The sequence below is a fragment of the Cellulomonas avistercoris genome (assembly GCF_014836445.1).
Classification (GTDB): Bacteria; Actinomycetota; Actinomycetes; order Actinomycetales; family Cellulomonadaceae; genus Cellulomonas; species Cellulomonas avistercoris.
This window is the reverse complement of sequence record NZ_JACSQV010000012.1, coordinates 112274-123833: the sequence shown is the minus strand read 5'-3', so window position 1 is coordinate 123833 and position 11560 is coordinate 112274. Positions and strand designations below refer to the sequence as shown.

8 protein-coding genes are annotated in these 11560 nt (G+C 76.6%); 6 read left to right on the top strand and 2 right to left on the bottom strand.

Going from position 1 to position 11560, the window contains the following annotated elements; genetic code table 11:
* The first annotated feature begins 20 nt into the window (after positions 1 to 20).
* From H9657_RS19230 to H9657_RS14140, 6 genes are all read left to right on the top strand, one after another.
* Positions 21 to 1472: a cellulose binding domain-containing protein gene (locus tag H9657_RS19230; protein ID WP_225215328.1), complete on the top strand. Its 1452-nt coding sequence runs from the start codon at positions 21 to 23 to the stop codon at positions 1470 to 1472.
* Between the two features lie 313 nt (positions 1473 to 1785).
* Positions 1786 to 2817 carry a putative F420-0 ABC transporter substrate-binding protein gene (locus H9657_RS14160; protein ID WP_191784060.1) on the top strand — a complete coding sequence of 344 codons (1032 nt, stop codon included), beginning with the start codon at positions 1786 to 1788 and terminating at the stop codon, positions 2815 to 2817.
* A 9-nt stretch (positions 2818 to 2826) separates the two neighbouring features.
* Positions 2827 to 3927 (top strand): putative F420-0 ABC transporter permease subunit, encoded by a 1101-nt coding sequence (locus H9657_RS14155; protein WP_191784059.1) that lies wholly within the window; start codon positions 2827 to 2829, stop codon positions 3925 to 3927.
* Positions 3918 to 4730, top strand: a complete 813-nt coding sequence (locus tag H9657_RS14150; protein ID WP_191784058.1) for a putative F420-0 ABC transporter ATP-binding protein — start codon at positions 3918 to 3920, stop codon at positions 4728 to 4730. Before H9657_RS14155 ends, H9657_RS14150 begins: the two co-directional genes overlap by 10 nt.
* Before the next feature lie 110 nt (positions 4731 to 4840).
* Positions 4841 to 5908, top strand: a complete 1068-nt coding sequence (locus tag H9657_RS14145; protein WP_191784057.1) for an ice-binding family protein — start codon at positions 4841 to 4843, stop codon at positions 5906 to 5908.
* Positions 5909 to 5924: 16 nt separating this feature from the next.
* Positions 5925 to 6560 carry a class F sortase gene (locus H9657_RS14140; protein ID WP_191784056.1) on the top strand — a complete coding sequence of 212 codons (636 nt, stop codon included), beginning with the start codon at positions 5925 to 5927 and terminating at the stop codon, positions 6558 to 6560.
* A gap of 66 nt (positions 6561 to 6626) precedes the next feature.
* Here the strand turns inward: H9657_RS14140 and H9657_RS14135 are convergent, their stop codons facing one another.
* Positions 6627 to 6923 carry a WXG100 family type VII secretion target gene (locus tag H9657_RS14135; RefSeq protein WP_191784055.1) on the bottom strand — a complete coding sequence of 99 codons (297 nt, stop codon included), beginning with the start codon at positions 6921 to 6923 and terminating at the stop codon, positions 6627 to 6629.
* Positions 6924 to 7048: 125 nt separating this feature from the next.
* Positions 7049 to 11455, bottom strand: coding sequence for an FtsK/SpoIIIE domain-containing protein (locus tag H9657_RS14130; protein ID WP_318241509.1), 4407 nt, complete (start codon positions 11453 to 11455; stop codon positions 7049 to 7051).
* Positions 11456 to 11560 lie beyond the last annotated feature (105 nt).

Genomic DNA, 11560 nt, shown 5'->3' with positions numbered 1-11560 from the left:
CGTCGAGGGGAACGCTTGCCATGTCGATGACACGCAGCAGGACAGCAGCCTGGCTCGGAGGGGTCGCGCTCGTCGCGGCGGGAGCGATCGCCGCGGTGAGCACGCCCGCGCAGGCCGCCCAGACCATCACGAACGTCGCCTACGCCCCGGCGGACCCGGCCGGCAGCCGCGGCCACCTCCTGGACCTCTACATCCCCGACGGCAACGGCCCGTTCCCTCTCGTCCTGTGGTCCACCGGGTCGGCCTGGTCGTCGGACGACGGCAAGTCGGGGGCGAGCGCCGTCGCGCAGCAGCTCAACCCGCGCGGCATCGCCGTCGCCGGCGTCAGCGTGCGCTCGGCCTCGCAGGCGAAGTTCCCCGCGCAGGTCCACGACATCAAGTCGGCGACCCGCTACCTGCGCAGCAACGCGGCGCAGTACCGGCTGAACCCCGACCAGTTCGCGAGCATGGGCGACTCCTCCGGCGGCTGGGTCGCCGCCATGGCCGCCGTGAGCAACGGCGTGGCCGCCCTCGAGGGGCAGATCGGCACCACGGGCGTCTCGAGCGACCTGCAGGCCGGGGTCGACTTCTTCGGGCCCACCGACTTCGCGCGGCTCAAGGAGCAGGACCCGGGCGGCTTCATCGACCACGACAGCCCCAGCGCCCCCGAGGGCCAGCTGCTCGGCTGCGCGACCCCGACGTGCCCGGACAAGGTGCGCCAGGCGAACCCGCTGACGTACGTCGACTCCCAGGACCCGCCGATGCTCCTGCTGCACGGGCAGGCCGACAACGTCGTGCCCCACGCCCAGACGGTGATCTTCTACGACGCCCTGAAGGCCGCCTGCGTCGACACCCGGTTCTTCTCCGTGCCCGGCGCCGGCCACAGCCACCCCGACGTCACGAGCGCGTCGCGCTACGGCCAGCAGACGGTCCGCACGACCGAGGGCTGCCGCGAGACGGTCACGCAGGGCACCCCGAACCCGAGCTGGGACACCATCGCGGCGTTCCTCAAGGACGCGTGGGCGGACGGCGGGCCGACACCGACCGCCACGCCGACGCCGACCGCCACGCCGACGCCGTCCGTCACGCCGACGCCGTCCGTGACCCCGACGCCGTCCGTCACGCCCACGCCGTCCGTGACCCCGACGCCGTCGGTCACCCCCACGCCGTCGGTGACCCCGACGCCCACCCAGGGCCCGTCCACCGGGTGCTCCGCCACCTACCGGCTCGCGAACAGCTGGCCCAACGGGTTCGTCGCCGACGTGACGGTCACGGCCGGGAGCAGCGCGATCAACGGCTGGCGCGTCACCGTCACCCTGCCCTCCGGGGCGAGCGCGACGCAGGTGTGGAACGGGCAGTCCACCGGCGGCGCGGCACCGAGCGTGACGAACGCCCCCTGGAACGGGCGCGTCGACGCCGGTCGCAGCACGACCTTCGGCTTCCAGGGCACCGGGAACGGGGCGGGTGCGACGGTGACCTGCGCCGCGTCCTGACGCCTCCCGCCCGCTGACGGGCGCCGACCTCGAGCGGCGCGCCCGGCCCTCGCGCCGTGCGCGCCGCTCGTCGCGCGCGGGCGCTGCGCGACGCCGCTTGCACCGCCACGGGGGTGAGCGCCTAGGGTGACGGGTCGGAACCCGACCGCCGCCTTGGCCGGGTCGCACCGCCCTCGTCTGGGACGGTCCTCCGCGACGCGACGTGCGTCCTTCCTTCCCCCTCCCGCGCCCGACGGCGTGCGCGGCAGCGACCCCCGGAGAGACCATGCCTCGCGCCCGCCGTCACACCGTCCCCGCCTCCCCGTCCCCGCGCATGCGCCGCACGCGCCGTGCGGGGATCGCCGCCGTCGCCGCGGCCTGCACCCTCGTCGTCGCGGCCTGCTCGACGGGAGCGCCGGCAGCCGCACCGACCGCCACGCCGTCCGACGTGCCGGCGACCTACGCGCCCGTCACGCTCGACAACTGCGGCACCGAGGTGACGTTCGACGCACCGCCGCAGCGCGTCGTGACGATCAAGTCGTCGACGACCGAGATGATGCTCGCCCTGGGCCTGGCGGACGCCCTGGTCGGCACCGCCTTCGCCGACGGGCCCGTGCCGGAGCGGTGGGCCGCGGACGTGGCCGACGTGCCGGTCCTGTCCGACAAGGTCCCCGGCCAGGAGGCGCTCCTGGAGGCCGAGCCGGACCTCGTCTACGCCGGCTGGGAGTCGAACCTCAGCACCGACGGCGCGGGCGAGCGGTCCACCCTCGCGGACCTCGGCATCGCCACCTACGTCTCGCCGAGCGCCTGCAAGGCCCCCGGCTACCAGCCGGACCCGCTGAGCTTCGACGACGTGCTCGACGAGATCCGTGAGGTCGGGGACGTCTTCGGCGTCCCCGACGCCGCGGCGCAGGTCGTGGCCGAGCAGCAGGCGACGCTCGACGCGATCGAGCCCGTCGACGGCGGCACCGCCGTGTGGTGGTCGTCGGGCACCGACACCCCGTACGTCGGCGCCGGCATCGGGGCGCCGCAGATGCTGCTGGCGGCCGCCGGGCTGAGCAACGTCTTCGCGGACGTGCACGACACCTGGACGTCCGTCGGGTGGGAGCAGGTCGTCGCGGCCGACCCCGACGTGCTCGTCCTGGTGGACTCGGCGTGGAACTCCGCGCAGAAGAAGAAGGACTTCCTCGCGACCCACCCCGCCGCCTCCCAGCTCACGGCCGTGCGCGAGCAGCGGTACGTGGTCGTCCCGTTCGCGGCGACCGAGGCGGGCGTGCGCAACGCGCAGGCCGCGGCGGACGTCGCGGACGCCGTGCGCGCGCTCGACGCGGGCTCCCCCGCCCCCGACGCGACCACCGAGGACTGACCCGCACCGATGCCGCACCCCAGCGCCGGTCCGACCGGCTCCGTCCGCCGCGACGCGGCGCCCGCCGTCGTCGGTGGTGCCGGGGCGCGGGCACCGCTGCGCCCTCCCCTCGCCGTGCTGGTCGGCACGGGGCTCGCCGTGCTGGTGGTGACCCTCCTGGTCGCGGTGACCATCGGGCCGGCCGACCTCGCGGTCGGCGAGGTCGTGCGGTCCGTGCTCGCGCACGTCGGCCTGCGGGAGGCCGACGTGCCGCGCCTGCACGACGCGATCGTGTGGGACCTGCGGCTGCCGCGGGTCCTGACGGCCGCCGCCGTGGGGGCCGGGCTCGCCGTCGCGGGCGCCGTCATGCAGTCCCTGACGCGCAACCCGCTGGCCGACCCGTACCTGCTGGGGCTGTCGTCGGGCGCGTCGCTGGGTGCGGTGGCCGTGCTCGTGCTGGGCGTGGGGTTGCTGCTGCCGGTCGCCGCGTTCGCGGGCGCCCTGCTCGCGCTCGTCGCGACGCTCGCGCTCGCCCGCACGGGCGGCACGCTCACGCCGACGCGCGCCGTCCTCGCCGGCCTGGCCGTGTCCCAGCTCGCGGCGGCCGCGACGTCCTTCGTCATCTTCTGGACCGCGACCGGGGACTCGTACCGCGAGATCCTGTCGTGGCTCATGGGGTCGCTCGCGGGTGCGACGTGGTCGTCCGTGACGATCGCGGCCGGCGCGCTGGTCGTCGTGGGGACGGTCGTCCTGCTCGCGGCCGGGCGGCTGGACGCGTTCGCGTTCGGCGACACCGCCGCGGCCGCGCTCGGCGTCGACGTCGACCGCACGCGCTGGGCGATGATGACGCTCGTGGCGCTGCTCACGGGCGCGATGGTCGCGGTCTCCGGCGCCATCGGGTTCGTCGGGCTGGTCCTGCCCCACGCGGTCTCGGTCGTGACGGGGCCCGCGCACCGGCGCCTGCTGCCCGTGGCGGGGCTCGCGGGTGCCGTGCTGCTGGTGTGGGCCGACACCCTGGCCCGGACGGTCTTCGACCCGCGCGAGCTGCCGGTCGGCATCGTGACCGCGCTGATCGGCGTGCCCGTCTTCGCGGTGCTGCTGCGCCGGGGACGGGGCGGCACGTGGAGCTGAGCATCGCGGGCGTCGGCACGCGCCTGGGGGGGCGCTGGGTGGTCGACGGCGTCGACGCGACACCACCGACCGGTGCCCTGACGGGCCTGCTCGGGCCCAACGGCGCGGGCAAGACGACGCTGCTGCGCCTGGTCGCGGGCCTGCTCGAGCCGCAGGCCGGTGCCGTGCTCGTCAGCGACCCCGGGTCGCACGACCCGGCCGCGGCGGTCCCCGTGCACGCGCTGCCGCGGCGCGTCCGTGCACGTCACGTCGCGCTTCTCGAGCAGTCGTCGGACGCGGCCGTGCCCCTGTCCGTGCGCGAGGTCGTCGCGCTCGGTCGTATCCCGTACCGCACGCTGTGGGGCACGGACACCGACCCCGGCGCCGTGGAGCGCGCGCTGGCTGCGGCGTCGGCGACGCACCTGGCGGACCGCGCGTGGTCGACCCTGTCGGGCGGTGAGCGGCAGCGCGTGCACATCGCGCGCGCCCTCGCCCAGGAGCCGTCGCTGCTCCTGCTCGACGAGCCGACGAACCACCTCGACGTCGCCGCGCAGCTGTCGATGCTCGCCTTCGTGCGGGACCTGCGCGTCACGAGCGTCGCGGCCCTGCACGACCTCAACCTCGCGGCGGCGTTCTGCGAGCACGTCCTCGTCCTGTCGGCCGGCCGGCTCGCGGCCGCCGGACCACCCGCCGAGGTGCTGACACCCGCCCTGCTGCGCCAGGTGTACGGGGTCGACGCCGACGTGCTGACGCACCCTCGCACCGGACGGCCGGTGATCGCGCTCACGGGGCGGTCGTCCGACGGGAGCGGGCCGGCCGGGTGAAGTGACCGTGCGGTGCACCACACCCGGTCCGCGCGCGTGACCTGGGGGCATACGTTCCGGCCGGGGGGCTTTCGACTCCGACCTGTACCCGGGCAGCGAAGGAGCGCCACATGAGGACCACGACGGCTGTACGAACCCACGCGGGCCGACGGACGGCAGCCACCGTCGCGGTCGCCGCGAGCGTGGCCCTGGCGGTCGCACTGGCATCGAGCGCGCAGGCCGCGCCGGTCCGGGTCCCGCTCGGCACGGCGGACGCCTTCGCGATCCTCGCGGGCGCCGGCATCACGAACACGGGTCCGACGACCGTCACCGGGGACATCGGCACGTCCCCGACGCCATCCGTCACGGGCGCGGGCTCGATCACGCAGACGGGTGCGACGCACGCGGCGGACGAGGTCGCGGACCAGGCGCAGACGGACCTCGTCACCGCCTACGACCAGGCCGCGGGCCAGGGGCCGGTCCTCGCGGTGCCCGCCGAGCTCGGGGGCCTGACGCTGACGTCGGGCGTCTACTCCTCGGACGACGTGCTCGGCCTCACCGGCACCCTGACCCTCGACGGCGGCGGCGACCCGGGCGCGGTCTTCGTCTTCCAGACCCCGTCGACGCTGACCACGGCGACGGACAGCGCCGTCGCGCTCGTCAACGGCGCGCAGGCCTGCAACGTGTACTGGCAGGTCGGCAGCTCGGCCACGCTGGGCGTGCGGACGCAGCTCACCGGGACCGTCATGGCGCTGACGTCGATCACGCTCACGACGGGGGCGACCGTCGACGGTCGCGTCCTGGCGCGCAACGGCGCCGTGACGCTCGACTCGAACACGATCGTGCGCCCCGCGTGCGCGACGCCCACGCCGAGCGCCTCGCCCAGCGCGAGCCCGGGCACGACCGCCGGACCGGTCCCGGGTGACGGCGCGAGCGCTGCACCGGGCACGGGGTCGGGGTCGGGGACCGGCACGGGGTCGGGGACCGGCACGGGCGCGGCTGACGGCACCGGGACCGGCACGGGTGCCGGGAGCGGCCCGCAGGTCCCGCGCGTCCCGGTCGGCGGCGTGCAGACGGGCGACGGCAGCAGCGTGGCGTCGTCGGTCGGGACACCCCTGGCTCTCGCCCTCGCCGGCGGTGCCGCCCTGGTCGCGGGTGTGCTGCGGCTGCGCGCGCGTCGTCCGTCCGCGACGGCGTGACGCAGCCGGCCGGAGCATGAGGTGGTGGCCGGGGGCGGCGACGAGCACGATCGTGCTCGTCGTGGCCCTGGCCGCCTGCAGCAGCGCACCGACCGGCGCAGCAGCCGGTGCAGCGGCGCCGACGCCCTCGGCCGCCGCCGTGCGGCCCACGACCTCCGCCGACGCGTCGCCCGTCGCGTCGGGACGTCCGAGGGTCATGGCGGCCTCCGTCCCCGTCCGGGTGGAGATCCCCGCGATCGGCGTCGACTCCGAGCTGATGCGGCTCGGCCTGCAGGACGACGGCACCCTGGAGGTCCCGCCCGCAGGGTTCCCCGCGGGCTGGTACGACGGCGGACCGACGCCGGGTGAGCTCGGTCCGGCCGTCATCGCCGGTCACGTCGACTGGACCACCGGACCGGGCGTCTTCTTCGACCTCGCACAGGTGGCCGTCGGTGACGAGATCCGGGTGGGCCGCGCCGACGGGACCGTGCCCGTGTTCGCCGTGACCGCGGTCGAGGAGCACGCGAAGGACGAGTTCCCGACGGCGGCCGTGTACGGCGACATCGACCACGCAGGTCTGCGCCTGATCACCTGCGGGGGCGACTGGGACCGGTCGGTGAGTCACTACACGGCGAACGTCGTGGTCTTCGCGGAGCTCGTCCGCCCGGGCTGACCCGTCCTACTGCGGACGCCGCCGCCCACCGGGGCGTCCCCGGTGGGCGGACGGTCGCCGCCGCGCTCAGGCGCGCAGACCGGCAGCCAGCTGGGCGTCGGCGTCCTCCAGGGTCGCGGCCGCGGCACGCAGGTACTCGCCGAGCGACGTCAGCGCACCGACGGTGTCGGTCGCGCCCTGGGTGAACTGGCGGTACGACTCGCCGAACGCCACCGACGCCTGGTCGGTGACGAACCCGGACGACACGAGGGACTCGATGAACGCGCGCAGCTCGCCCAGGCGGTTGGTGATCTCGTCCTGCCCGGCGGTCAGGCGCGTCGCCGCGTCCCGCATCTCCTGGTAGCTGACGTCGATGTTCGCCATGTGGCACTCCCCTGCTCGTGGCGGCGGGGGCCGTCCCCGCCGTGGTGCCGTGCACCGGCGCCGACGCTAGCGAGTTCCGTCCCGACTCGTCCCGGTCTGTCCACAGGGTTCGGCACCGCCCGCGGTCAGTCGGGTACCGGCAGCTGCACGCGTCGCAGCCGGCCCTGCTCGACGAGCACGCCGCGCCCGGGCGGGAACTCGGCGCGTGCCATGCGCGGGAAGGTGGTGCGGAACAGCGCGTCGCCGTCCATGTGGTCCGGCTGCAGCACGAGCCCGCGTCGCCCGTTGCGGACCTCGGCGACGAGCGGCCACGACGAGCCCCACGTGCTGGTCTCCGACTCCGCGAGGACGAAGTGGTCGTTGCGCCGGGCGGTGCGCACGGCCTCGGTGAGCGCCTGCTCGGCGGGGCCGCCCAGGAGGTCGGCGATGGCCTCGACGACGAGGACGACCGGCGTGCCGTCCGGCGGCGCCGCGGCGAGCTGCGGCAGCAGGTCCCGGGCGAGCGTCGCGATCTCGTCCGGGGTGGCCGCGGCCCCCGTCCAGTCGACGCGCTCGCGGACCGGCGAGCGGCGCGCGCCCACGTAGTAGAGGGCGGCGGCGGGCATCGCGCGCCGCAGCGCGTCCCCGAGGGCCACGAGCGCCGTGGTCCGCCCCGACCCCGGCATCCCGGCGAGCAGGAACGTCCCGCGCGGCGCGAACCCGCAGGGGGCGAGGGTGTCGTCGGCGATCCCGAGCACCGGCAGACCGTCGACCGTCGCCGGCAGGGTCGACGCCGCGACGACCGTCGGGAGGCGCCGCACCGGTGGCGTCGGCAGGACGCCCGCTCCCCGCAGCCGCTGCGCCACCGCGGTGATCGCCGCGGCCTGCTCGGCCGGCGCGGCCCGGCCGCCGGGCACGGCGACCTGCAGCTCGTCACCCTCGCCGGCGAAGACCCCGCGACCCGGGGGCGACTCGGGGCGCAGCACGTCCTTGGGCACGTCGAGCACGCCGTACGCGCTGTCGTCGGCCTGCCGCAGCACGAGGCGCCGCGCGACGCTGCCCGCCAGCGAGGTGGGCAGGGCACCGGGCCGCTCGGCCGACATCGCGACGTGCACGCCCAGGGGCCGCCCCTCGGCGACGAGCCGCTGCAGCACCGACCACGCCCCCGTGCGCCCGGCGTCGGCCTCGTGCGCCTCGCGGAACGCGGCCAGCCCGTCGACCAGCAGCAGCAGCCGCGGTTCGTCGGGCCGTCCGCCGAGCGCGCGGTAGTCGGTCAGGGAACCGGCGCGCACGGCCGCGTACCGCGTCGCGCGGTCGTCGAGCGCGTCACGCAGGCCCCGCATGAGCCGGTGCAAGCGCTCGGTGTCGGACCCGTCGACGATCGAGCCGACCACGGGCAGCTCGTCGAGCATCGCCAGCCCGCCGGAGCCCAGGTCGAGACCGTGCACCTGCACCGGGCCGCCGGCGCCGAGGGTGCCGAGCGCCGCGCTGACGGCCAGCGTCCGCAGCGTCGCCGACTTGCCCGAGCCGCTGGTGCCGAGCACGACGAGCGAACCCTCGGTGTCGGGGTCCCACGCCCAGGGGTGCTGCTCCTGGCGCGCCGGCCGGTCGACGACACCCAGCACGATGCCCGGCCGCGCGGGGTCGACGACGTCCTCGAGCGCGTGCACGGGCGCGAGCTCGGGCAGCCAGGGGCGCCGTGGCGGGGGGATCGCCTCGACGCGGGCCGCCGCCCGCAGCGTGCGCACGACGCGCGCGAGGTCGGTGGGCGCGTCGTCGGCGGGCGGTGCGGCACCGACCGGTGCCGGCAGGTCCCACGGCTCGCCCGGTCCGAACTCGAGGCTCTCGAGCGCGACGGTGGCGCGTGGCGGCGTCGCACTCGACCGCCCGCCCGCGTAGCCGGCCTGGAAGAGCGCGAGCCGGCCGGGCCCGGTGCGCACCGCTCCGCGGCCCGGCACGGCCGGGTCGAAGCCTGCCGCCAGCGGTGTGCCGAGGACGTCGACGGAGTCCGCCTCGTCGGCCATCCGCAGCGCGATGCGCAGGGGGGTGTTGGCGCGCAGGTTGTCCTTGATGACACCCGCGGGCCGCTGCGTCGCCAGGACGAGGTGCAGGCCGAGGGACCGGCCGCGCTGCGCGACGTCGACGACCCCGTCGACGAACTGCGGGACGTCGGCCGCGAGCGCCGCGAACTCGTCGACCACGATGACGAGGGCGGGGGGCGTGTCCGGGTCGCCGGTGCGCTCGAGCGTCAGCAGGTCCTTGACGCCCTTGCGCTGCAGCAGGTGCTCGCGCCGGCGCAGCTCGGCACGCAGCGACACCAGCGCCCGGCGCACGAGGTGCGGGGACAGGTCGGTGACGAGCCCCACGGCGTGCGGCAGCTCGACGCAGTCGGAGAACGCGGCACCGCCCTTGTAGTCGACGAACAGGAACGTCACCCGGTCGGGGCTGTGCGCGGTCGCCAGCCCCAGCACCCAGGACTGCAGGAACTCGCTCTTGCCGGACCCCGTGGTCCCGCCGACCAGCGCGTGCGGTCCCTGCGTCCGCAGGTCGAGCACGAACTGGCCGGTCGCCCCCTGCCCGACGACCGCCCGCAGGCCGGCGTCGCCGCGTCGGCGCACGGGCGTCCCGGTGCGCGAGAGGACCGACCCGGTCTCGTGCCAGCGCTCGACGACGGCGCCGGGGTCGTCGGCCACCTCGTGCCCGAGCAGGCTCAGCTGTCCGACCCCGCGCGGCAGGTCCGACTCGTCGACCACCGGCGTGCCGTCGTCCACCACGGCCGCGAGCCGGCGCGCGAGGTCGGTCGCCGCCGGCACGTCGAGCCGCTCGCACACGACGTCGTCCCACGCGCCGTCACGTGTCCGGCCCACGCGTGCCCCGGCGTCGTCCACGGCGACGAACGCGCGGCACGCGGCGGGCAGCGCGTCGACCCGCGCGGCGCACCACAGCACGTGCACGCCGACACCCGGGCCGTCCTCCGCCAGCCGCACCAGACGCCCGCGCTCGGCCTGGGCGTCGTCCTCGACGACGAGGAGCACCGCGGGCTCGGCGGCCTCGCCGCGCCGCCCCAGCGCCTGGCGCGCGGCGACCAGCTCCTCGAGCGCCGTGACGACCGCCGTCGAGGTCACGGGGTCGGCCGCGAGGTGCGGGCCCGCCAGCGGGCTGTGCGGCGAGGCGACGTGCGGCAGCCACTTGAGCCAGTCCCAGCGGTCGCGGCTCGACGACGACGCGACTCCCGTGACGACGAGCTCGGAGGGGGCGTGCAGGCAGACGAGCTGCGCCACGAGCGCGCGGGCCACGTCGTCGACGTGCGTCCGCGCACCGGCGACGCCCACGGTGCCGGCGTCGCGCAGCCCCACCTCCACGGGGACGCCGTCGACGTCGGCGAACCGCGCCGCCAGGCCCTCGACGAGCGCCCAGTGCTCGGCGCCCGCCCGGCCACGCGGAGGCAGCCGGACCGTGGTGCGGGAGGCGGACGTCCCGACGCCGACCCGCAGCGCGAGGAACGCGGGCTGCCCGGGCCGCCGGGACCACAGCACGGGACCGAGGTCGCGCGCGGCGCGCACGGCCTGCGCGGTCGACGCCAGCTCCCCCAGCCGCACGCGCCGCTCGTCCTGCACGCCCGCCCCGAGGTCCTGCTCGAGCGCGTCGAGCGAGGCCCGGAACGTCGCGGTCTCCTCCTTCAGACGACGCCGCTCGGTGAACCTCTTGTCGACCCACCCCGCGACGAGCAGCAGCGGGCTCAGGGCGAGGAAGACCAGCGTCGTGGGGCGCGGCATGACCGCGTACAGCACCGCCCCGAGGACGACGGGCGCCGCGAGCGCGACGACCGGGAAGCGGCCCGGCCGGGCGGGCTCCGGCGGTGCGGGCGCCTCGACCGTCCGCTCCGGGTGCACGGGCACGACGCGGGGCGAGCGGTTGAACGCCACGACCGCCGCGCCGTCGCCGGAGCCGTCCGCGGGCCGCACGCGCGCCAGCGTGAGGATGGTCTCGCCGAGCACCACGTAGTCGCGGGGCCCCACGACGGCCCGGTCGACACGGCCCCACCCGATGACGACACCGTTCGACGACCCGGCGTCCACCACCTCGACCGTGTCGCCGACGACGACGCGCGCGTGCGTGGTCGAGACCATCGGGTCGGTGAGCCGCACGTCGCTGCCCGGTCCGCGCCCGATCGTCGTCGTGCCGCGCGGCAGGTGCACCTCGAGGCCCGCCTGCGGACCGCTGACCACCGTCATGCGGGCGTGCGCGTCGTGCGGGGCGACGCCCGTGCCGGACGGCTCCTCGCCCGCGGGCGTCAGCGCCACCGTCGAGCCCGCCCGCAGCCCGGCCTCGGCCAGGCCCGCGCGGCGCTGCAGCGTGCGCGGGGCCCCGCCGTCGGGCGGCGCGAGCGCGAGCGTCACGGGACCCGAGACGGCCCGGCCCGCGGCGGCCTCGGCCCGCACGAGCGTGTCAGCGACGTCGCCGACGGTCGCACCCGCGTCGGCGGTCACCACGACGTCCACCTCGACGAGGCGGTCCGCCACGGGTCGGCGGTACGTCAGTCGGGTCCGCACGTCGCTCCCTGCTCGTCGGTCGGTGCTCGTCGGTCGGTGCTCGTCGGTCGGTGCTCGTCGGTGCTCGTCGACCACGCACGTCAGGGTCTCCGAGCGCGCCGACAG

What these genes read in the sequence shown, in the direction of transcription:
- H9657_RS14145 (WP_191784057.1), top strand. Translation starts at nt 4,841, where the DNA reads ATGAGGACCACGACGGCTGTACGAACCCACGCGGGCCGACGGACGGCA.
- H9657_RS19230 (WP_225215328.1), top strand. Translation starts at nt 21, where the DNA reads ATGTCGATGACACGCAGCAGGACAGCAGCCTGGCTCGGAGGGGTCGCG.
- H9657_RS14155 (WP_191784059.1), top strand. Translation starts at nt 2,827, where the DNA reads ATGCCGCACCCCAGCGCCGGTCCGACCGGCTCCGTCCGCCGCGACGCG.
- H9657_RS14135 (WP_191784055.1), bottom strand. Translation starts at nt 6,923, where the DNA reads ATGGCGAACATCGACGTCAGCTACCAGGAGATGCGGGACGCGGCGACG.
- H9657_RS14160 (WP_191784060.1), top strand. Translation starts at nt 1,786, where the DNA reads ATGCGCCGCACGCGCCGTGCGGGGATCGCCGCCGTCGCCGCGGCCTGC.
- H9657_RS14140 (WP_191784056.1), top strand. Translation starts at nt 5,925, where the DNA reads ATGAGGTGGTGGCCGGGGGCGGCGACGAGCACGATCGTGCTCGTCGTG.